This window comes from Acinetobacter colistiniresistens, from assembly GCF_024582815.1.
Classification (GTDB): Bacteria; Pseudomonadota; Gammaproteobacteria; order Pseudomonadales; family Moraxellaceae; genus Acinetobacter.
In genome coordinates, this window is record NZ_CP102099.1 from 3,757,657 (window position 1) to 3,779,620 (window position 21,964).

Annotated in this window: 19 protein-coding genes; 8 read left to right on the plus strand and 11 right to left on the minus strand. The window is 39.1% G+C overall.

Annotated features, from left to right (window positions below; genetic code table 11):
- Positions 1 to 272: 272 nt before the first annotated feature.
- From NQU59_RS18045 to NQU59_RS18055, 3 genes are all read right to left on the minus strand, one after another.
- A complete protein-coding gene (locus tag NQU59_RS18045) occupies positions 273 to 1,736 on the minus strand; it encodes a hypothetical protein (RefSeq protein WP_043971301.1) in 1,464 nt (487 codons plus the stop codon).
- Between the two features lie 417 nt (positions 1,737 to 2,153).
- Positions 2,154 to 3,857: a ShlB/FhaC/HecB family hemolysin secretion/activation protein gene (locus NQU59_RS18050; protein ID WP_257064368.1), complete on the minus strand. Its 1,704-nt coding sequence runs from the start codon at positions 3,855 to 3,857 to the stop codon at positions 2,154 to 2,156.
- 85 nt (positions 3,858 to 3,942) lie between these two features.
- Positions 3,943 to 7,443, minus strand: a complete 3,501-nt coding sequence (locus NQU59_RS18055) for a GLUG motif-containing protein (RefSeq protein ID WP_257064369.1) — start codon at positions 7,441 to 7,443, stop codon at positions 3,943 to 3,945.
- A 169-nt stretch (positions 7,444 to 7,612) separates the two neighbouring features.
- Here NQU59_RS18055 and NQU59_RS18060 point away from each other — a divergent pair, with 169 nt between their 5' ends.
- Positions 7,613 to 8,482: an IS982 family transposase gene (locus NQU59_RS18060; protein ID WP_161419859.1), complete on the plus strand. Its 870-nt coding sequence runs from the start codon at positions 7,613 to 7,615 to the stop codon at positions 8,480 to 8,482.
- Positions 8,483 to 8,811: 329 nt separating this feature from the next.
- On the opposite strand, the gene dcd is transcribed toward NQU59_RS18060, so the two are convergent.
- Together dcd and NQU59_RS18070 are read right to left on the minus strand one after the other, a co-directional pair.
- A complete protein-coding gene (gene dcd, locus NQU59_RS18065; RefSeq protein WP_003653416.1) occupies positions 8,812 to 9,381 on the minus strand; it encodes a dCTP deaminase in 570 nt (189 codons plus the stop codon).
- 107 nt (positions 9,382 to 9,488) lie between these two features.
- Complete coding sequence (locus NQU59_RS18070) at positions 9,489 to 10,082, minus strand: LysE family translocator (RefSeq protein ID WP_257064370.1); 594 nt, start codon at positions 10,080 to 10,082, stop codon at positions 9,489 to 9,491.
- Between the two features lie 315 nt (positions 10,083 to 10,397).
- Here NQU59_RS18070 and NQU59_RS18075 point away from each other — a divergent pair, with 315 nt between their 5' ends.
- Positions 10,398 to 10,955 carry a DUF2062 domain-containing protein gene (locus NQU59_RS18075; protein ID WP_005239401.1) on the plus strand — a complete coding sequence of 186 codons (558 nt, stop codon included), beginning with the start codon at positions 10,398 to 10,400 and terminating at the stop codon, positions 10,953 to 10,955.
- Positions 10,956 to 10,977: 22 nt separating this feature from the next.
- Here the strand turns inward: NQU59_RS18075 and NQU59_RS18080 are convergent, their stop codons facing one another.
- Both NQU59_RS18080 and apbC read right to left on the minus strand, forming a co-directional pair.
- Positions 10,978 to 11,850 (minus strand): 5'-methylthioadenosine/S-adenosylhomocysteine nucleosidase, encoded by an 873-nt coding sequence (locus tag NQU59_RS18080; protein ID WP_257064371.1) that lies wholly within the window; start codon positions 11,848 to 11,850, stop codon positions 10,978 to 10,980.
- Positions 11,851 to 12,005: 155 nt separating this feature from the next.
- Positions 12,006 to 13,235: an iron-sulfur cluster carrier protein ApbC gene (gene apbC, locus NQU59_RS18085; RefSeq protein WP_257064372.1), complete on the minus strand. Its 1,230-nt coding sequence runs from the start codon at positions 13,233 to 13,235 to the stop codon at positions 12,006 to 12,008.
- A gap of 342 nt (positions 13,236 to 13,577) precedes the next feature.
- Between apbC and NQU59_RS18090 the strand changes: the two genes are divergently transcribed.
- Entirely contained in the window at positions 13,578 to 14,174 is a 597-nt protein-coding gene (locus NQU59_RS18090; RefSeq protein ID WP_257064373.1) for a hypothetical protein, read from the plus strand.
- A 103-nt stretch (positions 14,175 to 14,277) separates the two neighbouring features.
- Here NQU59_RS18090 and NQU59_RS18095 read toward each other — a convergent pair whose 3' ends face one another.
- The gene (locus NQU59_RS18095; protein ID WP_257064374.1) at positions 14,278 to 14,727 is read right to left on the minus strand and encodes a hypothetical protein; all 450 of its coding nucleotides are present in this window, start codon (positions 14,725 to 14,727) and stop codon (positions 14,278 to 14,280) included.
- Positions 14,728 to 14,914: 187 nt separating this feature from the next.
- Positions 14,915 to 15,451, minus strand: coding sequence for a GNAT family N-acetyltransferase (locus tag NQU59_RS18100; protein WP_005239411.1), 537 nt, complete (start codon positions 15,449 to 15,451; stop codon positions 14,915 to 14,917).
- A 109-nt stretch (positions 15,452 to 15,560) separates the two neighbouring features.
- Between NQU59_RS18100 and NQU59_RS18105 the strand changes: the two genes are divergently transcribed.
- Positions 15,561 to 16,058, plus strand: coding sequence for a hypothetical protein (locus NQU59_RS18105; RefSeq protein ID WP_005239413.1), 498 nt, complete (start codon positions 15,561 to 15,563; stop codon positions 16,056 to 16,058).
- Positions 16,059 to 16,130: 72 nt separating this feature from the next.
- Complete coding sequence (locus tag NQU59_RS18110) at positions 16,131 to 16,589, plus strand: hypothetical protein (protein WP_005239415.1); 459 nt, start codon at positions 16,131 to 16,133, stop codon at positions 16,587 to 16,589.
- Here the strand turns inward: NQU59_RS18110 and NQU59_RS18115 are convergent.
- Complete coding sequence (locus tag NQU59_RS18115) at positions 16,586 to 17,041, minus strand: hypothetical protein (protein ID WP_257064376.1); 456 nt, start codon at positions 17,039 to 17,041, stop codon at positions 16,586 to 16,588. The two genes, NQU59_RS18110 and NQU59_RS18115, sit on opposite strands and share 4 nt — an antisense overlap.
- Positions 17,042 to 17,245: 204 nt before the next feature.
- Between NQU59_RS18115 and metG the strand changes: the two genes are divergently transcribed.
- From metG to NQU59_RS18130, 3 genes are all read left to right on the plus strand, one after another.
- Positions 17,246 to 19,303: a methionine--tRNA ligase gene (gene metG / locus NQU59_RS18120; RefSeq protein ID WP_005273111.1), complete on the plus strand. Its 2,058-nt coding sequence runs from the start codon at positions 17,246 to 17,248 to the stop codon at positions 19,301 to 19,303.
- A 71-nt stretch (positions 19,304 to 19,374) separates the two neighbouring features.
- Complete coding sequence (locus NQU59_RS18125; RefSeq protein ID WP_257064378.1) at positions 19,375 to 19,815, plus strand: hypothetical protein; 441 nt, start codon at positions 19,375 to 19,377, stop codon at positions 19,813 to 19,815.
- A 179-nt stretch (positions 19,816 to 19,994) separates the two neighbouring features.
- A complete protein-coding gene (locus tag NQU59_RS18130) occupies positions 19,995 to 20,972 on the plus strand; it encodes an MBL fold metallo-hydrolase (protein ID WP_257064379.1) in 978 nt (325 codons plus the stop codon).
- Between the two features lie 63 nt (positions 20,973 to 21,035).
- On the opposite strand, the gene NQU59_RS18135 is transcribed toward NQU59_RS18130, so the two are convergent.
- Entirely contained in the window at positions 21,036 to 21,659 is a 624-nt protein-coding gene (locus tag NQU59_RS18135) for a LysE family translocator (protein WP_005239427.1), read from the minus strand.
- Between the last annotated feature and the right edge of the window lie 305 nt (positions 21,660 to 21,964).

The window sequence follows — 21,964 nt, forward strand, 5'->3', positions numbered from 1 at the left end:
TAAAATCCTTTTTAGTTTTTAAAAAACAGCTTAAACATTTATCTCAATAGCAACCTGATCTAAAAATAAATAGCACTTATAAAAATGATAGTAATCACTTTAATATAAACATAATGCTTATAAAACAATAAATATTTTCCGATAAAAGTGACCTATAATGATAAATAAATATGCTTTTCAAGAGAATTTAACAAAGAATTAGATCAAGCTATTTTATAAAGGTGAATAAAATAAAAAGACAGCATAAGCTGTCTTTTTTATTAATACAAAAACTAACAGAAACTTAAACTCCCATAGCAGTTTGGCGCAAAATTTTGTCCATTCAACTGCAAATTAGATAAATTCATCTGCAACGCTGCAACATTCGACAAGTCTAAATTTCCAATATCCACATCCAAACCATTACCCGTCATGACACCAAGAAGATCATTTGTTCGCGCAGGATTCTGTTTTAAGTAATCTCCAGCTTTTGTAGCAAACTGCCCCAACAATGGTTCAATACTCAGTCTTTGTGTCGGTTCAACTCGTCCAATACTTACAGGATCTTGTAAAGCAAGCCACCATCCAGATTGAGCAATATTTGCGGCATCAGAATCTGGCCACAAAATATTTTGCTTTTGCAAACTTAAAGAGGCTGCCGAATTAATCTCTAAGCGATGAATAAATCCTAAAGCCTCTTGAAAGTTGACCGTTGCTTTCGCTCCATTTACAGAGCCGCTCATTTTAATATTGCTAAACTGCCGCCCTTCCCATGCAACTAGACATGTTGGTGCTAAAGTTAAATTTCTACATCCTGTAATCACGGCATCAACTGGATTACCCGCGGTATACACTGCAGTTGTTGTTCCATTTGCATCTGTTGTAGTTCTACCTGATGCAGGGTAATCACTTCCTGTTCCTAAATTAATTGTTGGAATATTGACGGTTGCATTTAAACCTATTGAGCTATTCCTTTTACCATTGACGACAATTTGTGGATTTTCAAACGGAAGATTATTCATTTCTGGAATACTAAAACCACCACCATTTGTTCTGAAATCGGCATCAGCTAAGTCAACCAATACATTTGCGATTAAACGCCCTTCAATCGGATAGGTCGCTAAACTCATATATTGTGCTGCTGTATTAGCATAACCCTTAACTTTACTTTGCTCTATTTCGGTATCCCCAATTCCAGATCGAACTTTCATATACCCAGAAAGACTATTGATTCCATTGGGCGTAGTCGAGTTTTCTGTGCCCAGTGACAATAATCCTAAAACCTTTTCAGCACTTAATCTGAGTCCAACCACATTTCGAGTCGAGGCCTGATTTGGATTTTGAATCGCAAATTCAATAAAAGGATTGGTTAATTTTGCACTTGAACCTGCTCTACCGTCACGTGTATCAGAAACGCCACTGAGACTTAAATGATCTATATCAATATCGCATCCACCTGCTCCATTTGCGCCACCACAGCCTAACTGTAATTTCTTGATATTGGCATTCAGTTCTAATTCCGCTTCCATTCCTAAACGATAAAAACCAAGATTTGGATCGCCATCTGTACGCTGACTTTCTAAATTTTTAGTATCACTAGGAGCAATATAAGACATACTCAACAAAGCCTGCCCTGTGGTTGCAGACATTTCAGTATCTGATAAACGATGCAACGTTGTAGACGCTGCATAAGCAGAATTTAAGCACAAGCTACCTAGAGTCAACATTGCAAAATGAAGGGATTTAAAGCCTTGCATAACCCACCTCCGTGTTTAGCACATCCATATTTGTTTATTTTTATAATGTTTTTATATCAATTAATCACAGGAGATTTTCTAATCCATTATCTGCTGTGAAGCTGTATAAAAACGAATCATCTCTAAATAATATATTAATTATTCTAAAATACTAGTTTTATTTTTCTAAACAATTTAGGCCATAAATATAAAATTTATTTAAATAGGTCACTTAAAAATCTCACTCTACTTGCATAGAATAAGTTACACTCCAACCCTCATTTATATGTTAAGCGCTTGACATATATTAAAAACAGATCTACAAGTCACATATATAATTTATCTAAGCATGATATTAGGTCATAACAAAAGAATAGCTCTATTCTAAAATATAGATTATTAATAATATTTACAGAAAATATTAATCGTTGATTTAACTTAAAATCTCCAACCTACCCCAAATTGAAATCGTGGTTGCTGATCCTGATCACTCTTTGCTGCCGAGGTAGTTCGCCATGCAAGCGTGGCATTGTAATCAAAGTCCTGAGAGCCACCACCAAAACCAATCCCAGTGCTTGCCAGAGCACGGGTATTTTTGTCGTTAAGATACGGATTTTTATTTTGCTGTATTCGCCCAAAATCTTGGAATAGATACGTATTTAGCCATGGTGTTAGTTGGTAGTAAAAATTAATTGATACTCCCCAGCCTTGATCACCAAGCCCTTCTGCCGCTGGATAAGCACGCATCTGGCTCAAAGAAAGTTTTTCCGCTGAATCAAGATTTTTAGATGCAAGCTGTCCATATAACTCACTGGTGAACCATGAGGATGCGGTTAATCTTTGCTGTCTAGCAAGTTTCAGTTCATATTTATTGAAACTGCCTTGGGTCCTTGCCGATAATCGATCAATATTCAAAGCCGATGGGCTTTGTATGTCCAGGTTGCCAATGGTCGTAATTAATTCAAGCTGATTGATTCCCCCTTTTATCTCACCAACGCCCCAATCATCCATGCGACTAAAACTTAATGCAATTCGACTCGCCTCGATCTGTTTGAATGTCTCTGTATCTGTTAAAGCAATTTCATCAAATAGCTTTCTTTTTTCGGCTAACAGCTTCAAATTCAGATTCGACTTTTGGCTTCGGATTAATGGATAAACAAGGTTTAAATTATAGTTTTCAGATCTTCCTTTTGCCTCTAACTGCTTAAATTGCTCACCAAGCTCATATTGAGTTCTACTATAACCACCGCCTAACCATAAACCCGTTCCTGTTACAGGAAATCGAGCATTTAGACTTCCAGAAACCAAGTCCTGATTACTGCCAAGTAGTTGAGCAGATAACTTCTCTCCATAGCCCAGCAAGCTATTACTTTCGAGATAGCCTGAAAGTCGATATTTTCCTGTATAGCGACTACCAGAGTTATCAATCCCGATTCGCCCAAACCAAGTCTGTTGTTCTAGAACATCCAAAACAAGGTCTGTTTGCCCAGTCTGTTCGCCAGCCTGTAAGTTTGCTTGGATTTGCCCCACGCCCGATAAATCTGAAATAAGCAACAAAGTCTTATTACTTTGCTGTTGTTGCAAGGCTTGATGATGAGGGAGTTGATCTGTGTAGCGTTGAATCACCTTATCTTTAATTTTAGACTGATTATTTAAAATAACCTTCCCCAGTTGGCCTTCAAGCACACGAATAATTAATGTTCCATTTTCTAGTTTTTGCTTGGGCAAATATGCTTTCGCTAAAAAATACCCCTGCTTCTTATAATATTGGGTAATTTTTTCTGCGCCGAACTGTAAATCGGCCATAACATTATTTTTGTTTTCTAGTGACTTGACTAAATCATGCAAAATCGTTGTCGCAATTTGCTGATTGCCTTCTATCTGGATTTTTGTGACCCATATGGGGGTCTGATCCTGACTATAATTTTGCTGCGATGAATCAGAACCAAAGTACTGTTGATCTGTTTTAGGTATTTCTTTGAATTGTTCAGGACTTAATTGCTGAGTAATAGTACCACTATCAGGAATCACAATTTCGGCATGAACCATAGAAGACATAACCACTAAAACACTCATCCCACTGATCATTCGAAGAGTTTTTTGATTATGTCTGGCTACTTGTTTTCGTAAATAAAATTTCATTGTGACTCTAATTCATTCAATATCTTATTTTTAAAGACCAGAAGCTTCGGCCTCTGGTCTTATATTTTAATAATCTGTTTTAATCTCAATGATTATAGCGAAGCCATGGGGTTTTGTGATTTTCATCAATTACCCATGTCGAAGTTGAATTTGGGACAGAGACATCAGCAATGTCCCACCCTGTAAAGGTCAGGATTTTTTGCATTTCTGCTGTATTTTTTCCAACCCCTCCTGCACTGGTAGATTGTCCTGAAGTTTCAGTGTTCCAATAGCTATTTTTAGCGATAGAGATACCATTATTATTACCAATGAGCCCACCTGTATAGACTGTCCCACTAACCCAACCAGAAGAAAAACTATTCTCAACATTTGCCAGATTATTCGAAGAAGTGCCTCCTAGTAAGCCACCAGTAGAATTCTCTCCTGTCACATTGCCCACGGCATAGGTATTTACAAGGCTGCCCCCTTGTATATTTCCAAGTAGGCCACCAGTATATTGATATCCTTTTACTGCTCCGCTGGCATAACTCGAAGATATCTCACCTAAAAAGTTAGCACCAACCAACCCTCCTACATTTTTATTAGCTTCAACTCTCCCTGTCGCATAAGTATTACTTATCTCACCTCCAGTTACCCATTTTTCATTAGAACCCGCTAGGCCACCGACATTTTCCTGTCCTTTTACATCTCCTGTCGCATAACTATCCTTTATTGTCTGTCTATTCTTCCCGACCAATCCACCGACATAATTTTCACCGTTTACAATACCTGTAGCTGAGCTATTTATAATTTCAGTCCCATTAAAACCCACTAGACCGCCTACATAATTTGTTCCGTTCACTTGCCCCTGAGCTGAACTGTCCCGGATAATACTTTCTGATAAATTATTCCCTACTAGACCACCTGTATATTCGGTTCCAGTGACATGACCTGTTGTATAACTATTTTCAATTTCAGTTTTATGCTGTGTGCTTGGGAAGTTGTTACTAATTGAACCAACCAGGCCTCCTGTCTTGGATGCTCCATTCACATCTCCAGTAGCGTGGCTGTTCTTGATCTTGACCGCCCCGTTAATTGAAGCAATAAGTCCACCAGTAGATGCAAGATAAGTATCATCAAAAGCACTTACGTTCCCTGTGGCATAACTTTGTTCAACGGTTGCTATCGAATCTATATCACGGCTTGGATTATTATAAGAGGCTTCGAGTCCAACAAATCCGATTAATCCACCTGCTTGAACTTTACCGTGCAGATTTCCCGTTGCATAACTCTGATAAATTTGGGTATTACCCTGAGCATATCTTAATACACCAACCAGTCCCCCCAAATATTCAACATTGCCCCAGATATTTCCTGTTGCATAACTGCGAATAATGTCATTATTGACCTGCTCACCAACTAAGCCACCTACTCCATATGAACCAGCACTTTCTGAATCAATACTCCCCGTAGCATAGCTATCTTTAATCAGACTGAAACTTTGACCAACCAGTCCCCCTATATTGGTCGCATTTACTGAAGGAGCAATATTAGAAATTTTAATATTTCCAGTCGCATAAGAATTTAAAATCGATGCCGCAGTTTGCTGGTTACTGGCATTCCTGTCACCACTCTTACCAATAAGTCCCCCTACTTTTGATACCCCCTCTATAGAATTCGAACTGAAAATGTTTTTAGCAACTCCAGATTTTTGGAATCCGATCAGCCCTCCGACATTACTGCTTCCTTTTATTGAACCATTGGTAGTTCCAATATCTCTGATTATATTGGTTGTGGCACCAAATAATCCTATCGAATGAAAGCTAAAAGTTGCAGGTAACTCTGTTGGCAATGCCAATAGCAATTGATCAGGTCTATTAATATGAAGCCCAGTAACAGAATGCCCTAAACCATGAAAATTTCCAGTAAAAGGTTGATTGATCAGACCTTGAGAAATACTCATTCCTCCCGGAGCATTTGGATCATTGTTTATCGTTACTGTTTCAATATAATCCCCGATAGGTTTAAATCCCTTACCACCATTCCAGTTCACGGTATCAGAAGCATCAATATTACTGCCTAGGACATAATTTCCTGTCAGGTTATTGTTCATTCCTTGCAAGGTATTGATATTGGCATCACCCTCTTCACCTAGATCATTGATCACAATGTAGGAAGTTCCATTAATCAATAAGGTCGGGGATGAACCACTGATATTAATCTTGGCGCCATTATTTAGGTTGTAATCCGAACCCGCACCATAATTCATGGCAAGCTTGGCCTTATCTCCACTTAAATCCAAGTCACTATTAAAGTTAATATCTTTGTTTGCGCTTAGTGTAAGTGCTGTATTGGCATTCCAACTGGTGGCATCATTGATATTAATATTGCCTTGGCCTTCGGCTGTACCCATCGCATTTAAGCTCACATTACCTTTGTTTAAAGCATCACCCAAGGTGCTACTGCTGACACTGCCACCAAAGAAATCGACATCGATATTTTTAGCTTTCAGTTCCCAACCACTGCTGGTCGGCGGTAAGCTGCTCGCACTATTACGCTGTGTTGTGATATTCGTGCCTGAACTGACATGAACCTCTGCCGCAGCAGTTTTGATTTGCCCACCATTGCCTCCATTCGGAGCCGATGCATCTAGCGTACCGCTGACATTTACCGTACCACTACTTAAATCACTGCCAAGCTCAATCACGCCACGGACATTGTTCACCGTTTGCGCTTGGATCACCCCAACACTGTTCACTACGGCATTGCTTAATTCATCAATCCCTTTTGCAGTCAGGATCACTTTACCACCATCGGCTTGAATCATGCCGCCTGAGTTAATCAAGGCTTGTGCCTTGCCCTGATTAATGGTGTAACCCAATAAACTACCATTATTTAGATTCAGGGTGATATCTCCACCAGCCGCTAATAATACATTGCCCTGCGTTGCATTAATCGTGCCTGTGTGTTTTACCGTTGGTGCAATCAAGGCCACTGTACCACCTGTAGGCACGGTGATTTTGCCGCGGTTCTCAACGGTTTTGTTATTGCTGGTATTGGTAAAATTAAATAGATTATTATTAAAATCGTTGTTGCTCAAATTCAGGGTCGATGCCACCAAACCTGCCGTATTGACCTGCGAGGTGCTGCCAAATAACACCCCATTCGGGTTAATAATAAATACCTGTCCATTGGCATTTAGCTGACCATTTAAATTGGATGCACTTGTCCCCGTGACGCGATTTAAGGTAATCGAGCTGCTATTTGGTTGCACGAAATTCACGATTTCATTGCTATTGGTGGAAAAACTGCTCCAGTCAATCGCGGCTTTTGCGGTTGACTGGTTAATGGTGGTGGTGGTTCCTGCGGTTGAAATCGTGGCTGTTCCTGAACTGACCACTCCACCTGTTGGTCCTGCAAATGCAATACTGGCACTCAGCACATTCACCGCAAAGAATGCTGCTCGTTTTACTGTATGAGCAATAGAGGTTTTAGATTTGATTGTTGTTGTTGATTGCGTTGCAACCACGCCCCCTTTCGCCATTTCACTCACTGCTTGCCAGCAAAGATATGTCGCATTCCATACTAGTTGATAGATCTTATTCACAATTATTCTCACCTGTTCTTAATATTTTAAAAATTGCGGTTTATTTTTAGCATATCTTCTTTATTGTTTGATTAATTAACCCGAATCGCGGATAAGAAATTGACTTGAAAAATAAGAGGACTAGAGCCATCAGTTGAGTTACCACACCAAACTCACAACTCTAGTCCTGATGTTCAATAGTACCGAATTATTCTGCGTAATTGATGATTTTTTTCTTAAATTTGAATCAACTTATTGGGAGTTTCTCAAACAAAACTGTGGTTCCTTAAGAATCAGAACTGCTCAACTCAAAATTTCAGAAATCTGCTTTATTGCCATTTGGTACAAATGCTCTCATTTCAATAATTTCAAAGCCTTTTTCACCTGGTTAAAAGAAGATAAAAGCCATTTATTTAAGTACTTGCCTTGCTATCAAAGGATGATTCATCTGATCAATATGCACCAATTGGCCCTACACGCTTTACATGTGGCGCTGATGAAAGACCAAACTACACAATATTTATGGATTGATTCAACAACTCTGCCAGTTTGTAAAAATCAACGGATTCAGCGTCATAAATCATTAGTCCAAATTGCATCACGTGGTAGAAGCTCAATGGGCTGGTTTTATGGCTGTAAATTACATATTGCGATGAATCAATTTGGTGAAATTGCCTGTTCTGCTTTATCGAATGGACATGTTGCTGACATAAAAATGGTTGAGCAATTGGTTGCTGGTATAGAAGCAAAACTTTACGGGGATCGAGGTTACATCAGCCAAGAATTAAAAATCAGATTGAAAGATCAAGGTATTGATTTAATTACTTATCATCGAAAGAATATGCAGGCTATTCAACTCTGTGCATCAGATGAATATCACCTAAGACAACGCAATAAGATAGAAACATTATTCAGTTTATTGAAGGGGCAATACAATTTAGTGACGAGTAAAGCACGTAGTATTCATGGATTTCTTGGAGGAATTTATGCCTCGCTATGCGCATATCAATTAACCCATCAAAATAAGCCAACAATTCAAATTAAGGAATCATCGGCTTAAGCAGGATCCGGGTTAATTAATATATTTTCCTGACCAATGGTTAAAACATCACCAAGTAATAAAGTAAATCAGCTCGAGCGAGTAAGTTTGAAATGTCTGTATGAAGGAAGAAGAGCAAAGGCAATGGTGAAATAAGAATCTTATTTAGAATGATAAAAACCACCCCCATTAAAAATGAGAAAATATTAAAAATAAAAGTAGAAAGAGCGTTATTATTTTTAAAGTAAGTAAATTTGAACATCAGTATTAAAATTATTATTCAATTCTTAGTTAGAACGTTTTAACCATTGACCCATTGATCAATGGTTAAAATTTAGAATGATTAAAAATTAGGTCTTTGGTAATGTCACACCAGTTTGGCCTTGGTATTTACCGCCACGATCTTTATATGAAGTTTCACACACTTCATCGCTTTCAAAGAACAACATCTGTGCAACACCTTCACCGGCATAAATACGTGCAGGTAAATTGGTTGTATTTGAGAACTCAAGGGTAACGTGACCTTCCCACTCTGGTTCTAACGGCGTTACGTTCACGATAATCCCGCAACGTGCATAAGTCGACTTACCTAAGCAAACAGTTAAAACATTACGTGGAATACGGAAGTATTCAATGGTGCGCGCCAAAGCAAATGAGTTGGGTGGAATAATGCATACATCAGATTCGATATCGATAAAGCTTTTATCATCGAAATTCTTTGGATCGACAATCGCTGAATGAACGTTGGTAAACACTTTAAACTCGCGTGCACAACGGACATCGTAGCCATAGCTTGATACCCCATAAGAAATCAACTTTTCACCGTTTTCATCAAAACGAACTTGATTCTCTGCATAAGGTTCAATCATGCCGTGTTTTTCGCTCATTTCACGAATCCAACGATCAGATTTTATTGCCATGACTTTTTATCCATAGACGAAGTTAATAATTGGCGAGTACTTTAACGTAAAATGATATCAATGAAAACAACAGCACCATCCTGTTCTTCGGGATAGCGCTGTGAAAGTTATAAATTGATGAGGGCTGAGTAGCTAATCGGGATGGCAAAAGCCATAAGAACCACAGAGGCAGTACGTTGTAATTTTGATTGAGACAACCATGTCACTTTATTGGTCGCTAACATTGCACCAACAGAAATCCAGAATAAAGCGATCGGCAGAATTAGTCCAACAAAGCTCCCCATATGCGCCATATAAATTTCTTGGTTTTGCCATGCGGCAACAGGAAAAATAGCTGAGGCAAATAACAGTGCCTTAGGATTCAACAAGGTCGCGCATAACAACTCTCTAGGTCGAATGGTCGGTTGATTTAAGGCCATTTCTTGATTTGCAGTACGCCACAACTTAATTGCAAGAAATACGATATAAGCCGCACTTAATAATTTCAGGAAAATCGGCAATGCTGGCAAGGTTGCAGACACTTTACCAATCAGTATTCCCCAAGCACTAATCGCAATGATATAGCCCACAGCTTCTGCGGGAATCAATAATAAAGAGCGACGTAATCCTACCTGAATACCAGAAGATGCTAATAAAGTATTGGTAGGACCAGGAGTCAGCAAAATGGTGATGACTAAACCAATAAAGAACCATGAAATCATTGAATGACCCCACTACAAGATCGTTTCAGATTAATCCAATTCTCAAGGGATAGCAAAAAAACAACTGTAAGCACTTATGTTGAAAAATAAATTAAGCTTTTGTTTTACATGCATTTTATAGATTTCAAGCCCTCTCTACTCAATAGTCACAGCATAAAAAATCATCATATAAATAGAATAAATGTAACCTATTGACAATCAGCTTGTTTTTTAAAGGAATAAGTTTGTGTTTCTTTTAAGTTTTCACTAAGTAAATAATGCTATTTTATATACGATCAACTGTTTCCTTGTCCTGTTGGGTTTATTGCAACGTTTATGCCTAAGCAATTCTTTCACAAGTGGCTGCCTTCAGCAGAGAAAGTCGCTAGTCTAAAGCTAATGAAAATTTTTGGTGAGCGCACCTTAAATCCATTACTTTGGTATGTGAATCGCCGATCAATTGCAAAAGCAATACTAATTGGCACCTTTTGGGGAATTTTACCCGTCCCATTTCACAGTGTGTTTATTATTCTGACAGTTTTATTCTTTGAAGTGAATTTACCGATTGGCCTGTGTATGGCGTGGCTCACCAACCCTTTTACCGTTGTACCCATTCTTTATTTGGGCTTTTGGTTTGGGACTAAAATTTATCACGTCAATATGATCAATAAAGACATGCTATTGGGTGTATTGCATCAAATTTTGAATTGGATCAAAAACTTTGGACATGGTCATATTGATTTCAGTCTGGCTAAAATCTTGGTTTCAGGGCTGATCATTGAAGCGATTTTGTTTGCGATTTTGTTCTATCTGGCAACCCTTCTGCTATGGCGCTGGATCGTGATCCGAAGCTGGCGAAATCGAAGGAAACATCAGAGAGAAGAAATCATTTAAATGACGTCTTCTCTCTAGAAAACTATTTTGCTGCTTTTGCCTTCATATATTGTTCAGCAACATCGAGTGCATAATCCTGACATGCTTCACCTGTCGCAGGGTCATATGCTCCATTATTGGTAATGTTATTCGATAGCACACGAATACCCAGGAATGGGACTTTAAATTGTTGCGCAATTTGAGCAACAGAAGCGGCTTCCATTTCTTCGACCGAAGTTCCATAAACCGTATGAAAAAGTTTGATGCGATCCAGCTCATTGTTCCATGTATCCGCTGAACCGATAACCCCTTCGACTACCTGCCCCTTGGTATAGTTCACTTTGGCCTTATAGGCTGCTGTGAGTAACTCCTTGTCCCCTTCAAATTTACGGATTGCAATCGGCTCTGGATCAGATTCATCATCTGGCAACACATCAAAAGCTTCATTCCATTCAAGTGCATTAGAGCCACCACCAATCGGTTTATGGGGTGTTTTAAATGCACCAATATTGGTCGTGTATTTACCCAATACAATATCAAACACATGCAGGTCTGGGTCATGTCCACCCGCAGTCCCCTGATTGATGATGGCAATTGGTTGATAATGTTGAATCGCAAGCACTGTTGCCGCTGCAGAGTTACTCATGCCCATCCGGGTTTTAGAGACCACAACAGGATATCCCTTATAGGTCCCTTTCCAGAACTTCCAGCCACCAATGGTTTCTACTGTCGCATTGTCTAGTTTTGCCGCCATTCTTTCAGATTCAACAGGTAAAGCACCCTGTATCACTATGGGCTGTAATGTTGGTTTTTCTTGTACTTGGTTACTGCTGCTTGAAGAGTTATCTCCATTACAAGCACTAAGCAATACAGCCGTACAGACACTGGCAATGCCGATAAAATATTTAAATTGCATCTTGATCGAGAACCTATCTAAAAATAAAAGCAAATACGAAGCAAGCAACGTACCATTTTAGTTTTTCAGTCGCTTTTAAGCGATGAAACAAAAACCACTAAAATTAAAATCAGAAAGTAAAAACCCAACACGTTGATGTTGGGTTTTTTGTTTATTTAGAAGATACGTTTATCATCTTTCTGGCGCTTTGGCAGTTTTTCCATCTGTTGCAGGACTACCTGTGCAATATTGAGATAGCTCTCCGCCGCTGTATCTTTGGCAATCACACTTGGCGTACCTTTATCTGCATGTTCACGGATTTTTACATCCAGTGGCAAACGGCCGAGCAATGGGATCTGATATTGTTCAGACAACTGATCGCCACCACCAGTCCCAAAGATTTGCTCTTCATGACCACAGTTCGAACAGATATGCGTCGACATATTTTCAATCACACCCAATACCGGAATATTCACTTTATTGAATAATTCAATCCCTTTGGTGGCATCCATTAACGCCACATTTTGTGGTGTGGTCACAACCACTGCACCCGTCACTGGAATACGTTGTGCCAGAGTCAGCTGGATATCACCCGTTCCCGGTGGCATATCAATTACCAATACATCTAAATCAGGCCATAAGGTTTGATTGAATAATTGCATCAACGCCCCTGTTGCTTTAGGGCCACGCCACGCCACAGGCGTATTGTGCTCACCAATAAGATGCCCGATCGACAGTACCGCCATGCCATACGCATCTAAAGGTACGAAGTGCTCATTTTCAATCTGCGGTGTTCTACCTGCATTACCCAACATGGTCGGGATACTTGGACCATAGATATCCGCATCCAGAACACCCACTTTTAAACCCAGTTGCTGTAACGCCAGTGCCAGATTCACCGTAGTGGTTGATTTACCCACCCCCCCTTTACCAGATGAAACCACAATCACATTTTGAATGCGAGGATGTGCCGCGACGTCGCGTTGTTGCGGAGCCGCTTTCTGGATTGGTGGATTATTAGGATCGGCTTCTACTTGAGGTGAAGCATCCATGACTGGCGGCAAATTGCTATTTTCTGCTTTAGGCTTGGATGAGCAGCTATGACCTGCTTCACCATGCGCTGCATGTTTTTGTTGAATAATATGCAGGTTTAATTCCTGGATACCACATTTTTCCAAAGCTTCAGCCAACTCATCATGGATCTGCTGTAAATGATCTTTTTCTTCAGGAAAGGTATTCACCGTCAGTTGTAAAATACGACCTTGTACATTGACTTGGCTGATACGATCTTTTAGCGCATTGTCTGAATGTGGCAGTACATAATTTTGTAGAACTGCTTGAATCTCGTCTTCCTTCACTTCTTGTGCTGGCGAAAAAACAGATTTTAAGGAAGAAAGCCACGACATTTTGTTTACTCCAAAAACAGATCAACATTTCACTGAGTCTGGTTAGTTTAGCAGTATTGAAGAATGGACGCTCATATCAAAACAGATAATTGCTCATTTTTTTATAGTAACTTTTCGGCTTTATATGGCTAGCGTAAACAACTGTCATTCTTCTAGCAGAACAAGTTATATTCATAAGCTTATGATGTGTGCTGCAGCAAATGGATGTTTATGCTTTGAGCCACATTCTCGTTATTCTTGTCATAGGGGCGTTTAATGACACGGTGTTATTTCGTGATATGCAGTTTACTGACATCTTTTCCCCTGTTCGCCCAAGAATCTATCAATCGGGTACCTTACCCATTGCCACCACAAACAGAAATTGTGGTGAATGAGCAAACAGGTCAAGAGCCTTGGTCTGAAATTAAGGTCTCTGTTAGAATTATCCCAGAAAAACAAGGAATGAAATTTCAATTATTTAAACCAAGCAACTCAGACATACTCAATCACCATGCTTTAGCACTTGCCCAACAGATAAAACCAGAGGATTTGCCCAAACGCGATGCTTCGACAGAGCAGCATGACCGCAACCCCCAACAACTATTTTCAGACTATGAGCAAGTTTATTCTTTTATCTCTATGCAAAATCAGTCTGTGATACAGCGTATTCGACGATTAGCATCCCCCTCTTTCCTAACCGAAACGGCTTGTTTGCTTTTACAAAAAGATTCGCTCTCAGAAGATGATTCTTTCAGATTCAATGTAAAACTATATATAGATAAACAAGGTCGAATCTACATCCAAGATATTCAGCCTCTGTTAGAAAAATCATTACTAAATCAGCTTTTCCCGGACAAAAAACGTTCGCAACCTTTTTATAGAATTTTTGATATCGAAAACCAGCAATACACAGATACTCATCTTAACCAGCCTGTACAGTTCATTTGTACGGACGAATAGGCGAAGCAAGAAACTTCTTTAAAAGAGATTAAAAATAAAAATCCTCAAACATAGTTTGCCTATGTTTGAGGAATATTTTCAGTCGATCCGTCGGTTAGTAAGCTTAACCTTTGAATTTATTTAAAGTATCTGTTGCTGCTTTCTTTAAATCATCTAGCTTATGGCTGGCTTGAGCTTTTAGATCATCAAATTTGGCAACTGCTTCATCCTTTAATTCAGCTGCTTTGGCTTTGGCATCATCCAGTTTATGACTTGCTTCTTCTTTAAAGTGATCAAATTTATCTTGAACTGCATTTTGAGTATCTTCAAATTTGGTTTTCAGATCATCCACTTTATTCGAAAGCGCTTCTTTACCTTCTGCATTTTGCTCAGACACATCTTTCTTGAGGTCATCAAGCGCTTTTTCGCCCTTTAACTTCAATTCCTCTGCCGAATGTTTTAAGTCATCAACTGCTTTTTCACCTTGTAGCTGAGCTTCTTTTGCTTTGTATTTTAAGTCATTACCCAATTCTGCTGCCTGATCTTTTAATTCATTAAGTTTTTCGTTTGTCATGGTATTTCCTCACTATAGGTAAAAAACATATTGTTTGGATCAGTCTTAGTTATACCGTGTTTGGAGTTTTTTTTTGTCTATTGCTGCAAATTGAAACAAATGGGATACAGGAAGATTCAATTAATTGCGGATTGTTAAAGCTATTCATTTTTAGATATAAAAATCATATAAATGAATAACATCCTATTTATTCAATAAAATCAGATCGTAGAATTTCATACAGTACATGCCAGCTTAAAGGATGCTCCGTCGCTAAAGCGGGATGTTGAAACTCAGACACTTTTTTCATCCTTAATTTTCGCATCACCGTTTGTGACTTGGCATTTTCCAAAGTGGTAAAGGCAACCACTTTATCCAGTTTCAACTGATTAAAAGCAAATGCGAGTGCAGCTTGAGCCGCTTCGGGTGCATAACCCTGCCCCCAATAGGCATGATCGAGTCGCCAGCCAATTTCCACACAAGGCGAGAAGGAAAATTGTGTAGGTTGATCATGTAAACCAACAAAACCTATAAACTGTTGATTTTGCTTTAGCTCAACCGCCCACAAACCCCAGCCTTGGGTTTCGATAATCGATTGCATTTTATCGATCATGGCATCACTTTCTGCTCGGGTCAGGAGTTTAGGAAAATATTCCATCACCTGAGGGTGGGTACTCATTGCAGCAAAGCATGCAGAGTCTTGTGCTTGCCACTGTCTTAAACGTAGTCGGGCTGTTTCGATCATTTTTACAACCAATAAGTTTGTATTAAAAACTATTAACAATATAAGGAGATAGTTCGGATATACTTCCGCAATATCTCAATCATAGACCTCGTTGTCAGAATTACCTAATATGAATGAAAATGAACTTTTAGAAATTCAGCAGGAACTTCAAGCCCAAGAAAAACGCTTGAACTACATTCTTTCCAGTAAAAGAAGAATCCAGAACATGATTCTTTCGTTTGAAAAGGATCTGGCTGAACAGTTAATTCCAGTGATTGATCAACAGAGTGATGATCAAGCCCCTGTTGAAAGCAGTCTGGCGCTTACAATCTGCTGGAAATTTTCTAAAGCTGAATTTCCTAAAACTGAGCATTGGTGCAGTGAACTGAGTATTACTGAACTTGAGTGCAAAGATGAATTTACTGTGGCGCTAAAAGCACAGGCGTGGTTAGGTACTTTGGGCAGTGATGAACTTTGGCAAACGCCGATGTGTGCTGAAATTACGCTTGATCCGAAAACGGACGGCTTAAAGAGCTATCACATTCATTTCCTGTCTAAAGGAAAGATTATCTCTTTAAGAAAAAATTCAAAGCATAGTGTCACTGTGAAACAAATGCAGAGTATGTAATCCTTCGGGGTACATACTTTTCTCTAAATTCCATGCTTAAAAATGAGTAGATAAAATTACTCAAAATCAAATATGAATAAAGAAGAACATACACAGCAAAAACAAGAAGAGGAACGGTATGCAAAGTGGTCAAGATATGTTTATTCCAGCAAAAGAAGAATTCAACGTAGAGTCTTGTCTATAGAGCGTGATATTGCCCAAACTATTCTTCGATTCAAAACATATCAACAAAGTGAAGACTTAGAAACATTTATTGCTTTTTTAAGTTGCTGGAAATTTTCTAAAATAGATTTTAGTCAAAATACATTCTGGTGCGATGCAGTCTATTTGGATGACTTTACAATGAAAGATGATCGTACGTTTACATTTAGTGGTCATGCTTGGATCGGGTTTACTGAGAATACAGAGAAGCAATGGCGAGTACCCTGTTCAGGTTATTTCACCTTGAATGGACATCAGACTAAACTCAAAAGCTACAGTGTTTATTTCTACTACGAAACAAAAAAGCTTCAGTTAATTAAAAGTAATTAACTAAAAGTACTTGTGTACTTTTTCTTGCACATCAGAACATAACAGATATTGGCACTGATACAGCCCACTGCAAGCACAGGTAAAACCGCAACAAAAATGAAAAGACTCATGGCCAATGTTTCAAAATCAAAGCCATTAACCTGATCTTCAAATAAAATCAGCAGCACCAAACACATCCACGCGATAAAAAAGATCAGACTTATTTTAAAAAACTGAACAAGATCGAAAATCTTGGTTGGTAATTTCAATAGGGCAAACAAAATTGCATAGCAGATAAAAGCAAATACGATAAGAATGGGCGTGAGGTATAACATCACTTCCATGCCGTTACTCACCACATGAAATAAATGGTTCTGTTGAAAATTTAAGAACAAACAATACGGAATCACAAAACTAAAAACCGATGCCACACTTGCGCAAAAAGATGCACAAAGCAAATGCCAAGATCTCATTTCTATTCCTTTCACTGATGAACCATGCAGCCATTATCAGTAAAGGAAATGTGTTTTGATTGAAGTGCAAGTGAAGCTTGCATGAAGTCGCCAAAATAGAATAAGAACGCAGCTTGAAAAGATTTCACTGAATCCCTTGTGCAAGTCAGCGTCAAGTCATGTAAAATCATCTGCCTTGTAAATACGAATGAGAGAACAATATCCGTGCGTAAAATTTTAGTCACCAATGCCCTACCTTATGCCAATGGTCCTATCCATATGGGTCACTTACTCGGTTATATCCAAGCAGATATTTGGGTTCGTGCGATGCGTGCAATGGGCCATGATGTGACTTATGTATGTGCGGATGATGCTCACGGTACTGCAATCATGCTGCGTGCTGAAGCCAATGGCATTAGCCCAGAACAACAAATCGCCAATGTTCAGAAAGAACATATCCGTGACTTTGATGGTTTTGGCGTACATTTCGATCACTATGATTCAACCAATAGTGACGAGAACAAAGCACGTTCAGAAGAAATCTATATCAAAAACCGTGAAGCAGGCAATATTGCCATTCGTCCTGTTACCCAGTTATTCGATCCTGAAAAAGGCATGTTCCTGTCTGACCGTTTCATTAAAGGCACATGCCCGAAATGTAAAGCGGAAGATCAATACGGCGATGCCTGTGAAGTATGTGGTACAACGTATAACGCCACCGAATTAGAAAATCCACGCTCAACCTTGAGCGGTGCGACCCCAGTTGAGAAATCATCAGACCACTACTTCTTTAAGCTTCCGAATTTCTCAGAATACTTACAGAAATGGACCCGTGACCAAGGTCGTCTGCCTGTTTCGATTGCCAACAAACTCGATGAATGGTTTGAAGCGGGTTTATCGGATTGGGATATTTCGCGTGATGCGCCTTATTTCGGTTTTGAAATTCCAGATGCACCTAACAAATATTTCTACGTTTGGGTCGATGCACCGATTGGTTATATGTCGAGTTTTGAAAACTACATCAAAACTAAACGTCCAGATTTAAGTTTTGATGATTTCTGGAAAAAAGACAGCGACAAAGAAGTCTATCACTTCATCGGTAAAGACATCGTTTACTTCCATGCGCTGTTCTGGCCTGCAATGCTTGAAGGTGCCAACTACCGTACCCCGTCAGGTTTGTTTGTGAATGGTTTCTTGACCGTGAATGGCCAGAAAATGTCGAAATCTCGTGGCACCTTCATTAAAGCTGAAACCTATTTAGAACATTTGAATCCTGAATATTTACGTTACTACTTTGCCTCTAAGCTGTCTGACAAAGTTGAAGACTCAGATTTGAACCTAGATGACTTCGTTCAAAAAGTGAATTCTGACCTTGTCGGTAAAGTGGTGAATATTGCCAGCCGGTGTGCAAAATTCATTAACACCAACTTCAATAATACTTTGTCGAATACATGTGCAGAGTCTGAACTGGTGCAAAGCTTTATTGATGCAGGTGATTCAATCGCACAGGCTTATGAAGCACGTGAATTCTCAGCAGCAATCCGTGAAATCATGGCATTGGCTGACCGTGCCAATCAATATATTGATGAGAAAAAGCCTTGGGCACTTGCCAAGCAAGAAGGTCAGGAACAACAAGTTCATGATGTGTGCTCGGTGGGTATTAACTTATTCCGTCAACTTGCGATTTACTTGGCGCCTGTGTTACCAACGCTTGCAGCACAAGTTCAAGCCTTCTTACAGCTTGAAAGCTTTGACTTTGCATCACGTCAGCAAATTTTGCTTGCACATGAAATTGCGCAATTCCAACCGTTAATGCAACGTGTTGATGCCAAAGCGGTTGCTGCAATGGTGGATGCATCTAAAGATTCTTTAGCTGCGGCGGCAGAAGCGCCAAAAGCTGAGAAGAAAAAAGAAAAGAAAGCCGAGAAAAAACCTGAGCCAAAAGTAGGTGAAGCTGAAATCATTGGTATTGAAGATTTCATGAAAATTGATCTTCGTGTGGCAAAAGTATTAGAAGCTGCAACTGTTGAAGGTTCTGATAAATTGCTGCAATTGACTTTAGATGTCGGTGAAGCTGAACCACGTAATGTGTTTAGTGGTATTCGTGAGTTCTATCAGCCAGAAGATCTCAAAGATAAATTGGTGGTGATGGTGGCTAACCTTGCACCACGTAAAATGCGTTTTGGTATTTCTAACGGTATGGTGCTTGCCGCAGGTAATGGTGAGGGTGTTTGGGTGATTTCACCTGAATCTGGCGCTAAACCGGGTGATAAAGTGTCTTAAGATTTAAAATTAAAAGGGCTTCTGCGGAAGCCCTTTCATGTTATTAAAAAAAACTAAATCCAGCAGCTCAAGTGAATAAAAATAACGCAACAACAGCATTTACACGTTATGGTCCAATCCTTGGAACAGTTATTATTGTGATCAGCTTTCATATGCTAATTTATTTAGATCATCCAACACGTTTTTTACAAAGTTTAATCACGCCCAGTGTGGTTATTCCTATGTTTTTCATCATGCTGATTGCAATTGTTGTAGATTATATCATTGGGTATATTCCAGCTTATATTACTGGTGAATTATTTTTACATCTTTTTCAGAATAAATTAGCCAGAGCCAGTCTATATCAAATCATTGCTTATGGTTGTTTCAGTGGTCTTCTGTGGGCACCCCTCCTTTTCCTACTCGTACAGTTTTCTCAACAACCATTGTTGCCTTTTTTGTATCTACAATTCATTTTAATTCTGCCAATTACGATAATTTGTGCAATGATTGAATGGAAAAAATTAAAGTAACATTCACTCAATTTTGTCTTTTATGCAGATATTACTGATTTAAAAAGCATATAGAGATTATTTATTCTGATATTCAATTGAAGAGTAAAATGATTTTCTTTTGAGGATTTATTGACTTTAAATCTACAGATATGCATGCTAAAAATAGACAATTCAACTAATTTAGAGAATATTTATAAATGAAAAAAACAGCCCTACTCCTTTCAGCCTCATTCCTTTGTAGCTTCCCTTTACTCAGCCATGCAGGAACCAGCAAAACCCTGCCGATTATTGAACAACAAAAACAGGTTGCGGGTTTCTATCAACATCAAGTCGGTGATGTACAAATTACTGCCCTGCTCGATGGCACCAATTTTATGTCGCCAAGCTTGTTTAAAGATATCTCACCGCAACAAGTCCAGCAAATCTTGAAGAAATACTACGCTGATCAAGAGAAAGGCGTACAGACTTCTATCAATGCTTTCCTCGTCAATACCGGAAAATCACTGGTTTTAGTGGATAGCGGTGCAGCCAGTTGTTTTGGCCCACATTTGGGCTCGATCCTAAAAAATCTGGTCGCTTCGGGTTACAAGCCTGAACAGGTCGATACCATTTTACTCACACATTTACACCCTGATCATGTCTGTGGCATCAGTAAAGATGGCGTTGCCAACTTCCCTAATGCAACCGTGTATGTCTCAAGTGACGAAGCCAATTATTGGCTAGATCCCAAACAGGCAGCCAAGCTTCCAAAAGACAAACAAGCGGGTTATGAAGGAACGGTGAAGCACATTAAACAGGCCATCACCCCTTACCAAGCCAAGCAACGCTTTAAAACCTATAAACTGGGTGATGAGATTCAAGGTTTTAAAGTCATCAATACGGCGGGACATACGCCAGGGCACTTTAGCTATGAATTAAAGAGCAAAGGTGAAAGCGTGGTGTTTATTGGGGATATCGTGCATTCACATACCGTACAGTTTGATCAACCGAAAACAGCGATTGAATACGATATTGATCCGAAAAAAGCGGTTGAAACACGTTTAAAACAGTTTGCTGATTTCGCCAAAAACGGCCAAACCATAGCAGCTCCGCATTTACCTTTCCCGGGGATTGGGCATATTTATTCTGCTGATGGAAAAAGCTATCAATGGATTCCTGTACACTTTAAAGATTAAGACAAATGAGCTGATTCTAGGCAATAAAAAAGCGACCTTCTCGGTCGCTTTTTTATTGCTGCATCATTTCATGCCAAAGATTAACTTTAACCCCAGCAAGGTCATGACCCCACCTGCGATACGATCAAATATCGATTTAGATTTTAAATAAACTTTGCGTGGCCCTTCTGCTGACAATGCCACCGCAACCAACGAATACCAACCTGCATCAATAAAGAAACACAGCATTGGCAACACCACATAGTAATAACTTGGAATCTCTTTCGGTAATAAGGCGGTAAAAATACTGGCAAGAATAATCGCAATCTTCGGGTTACTGAGTTGGGTAATCAGCCCTAAGCGAAAAGCTTGTGCATAACTCATACGGTTCACAGTGCCATTGACTGCTTCCATCGGTTCTTTGGCATGTTTAATGATTTTATACGCTAGCCAAAGCAAGTACAGGCCACCAAATATTTTTAACGCGACATAGGCAGAAGGCACAGCCAGTAAAATGGCTTGTAGCCCCATGACTGCAAGAAAACCAAATAGCGCAGCGCCCGTCCCTGTCCCCAAAGCGGTAAACAGTCCATGCTTACGCGAAATCGCAATTGAGTTTTTGGCGACATAAATAAAGGTAGGGCCAGGGCTGATTGCACCCAACATTAATGCCAAAGCAATTGAGCCTAAAATCAATAACGATTCCAAGTGAAACCTCTAGATTAGAATAATTTTCAAATACTAATTTTACTGAAAAATCTCAGCAAGAAGATATAAAAATTTTGACTCATCTTATCAATTTATTGGCACTTACATATGCCTTACCCGACAGGGAAGTCACAATCTAGAGCAAACACTCAATTTATTTTTAATATCAAACACTTAAAAATAGCATATTTATATTACTCATAAACTCAGCATCCATTTTTTCTATCAAACTAATTTTATGATCAAAATTTGTCATCTTTTTTACTGTAACTTTCATTTATTTTTAGAAGATTAAATCCCATAAT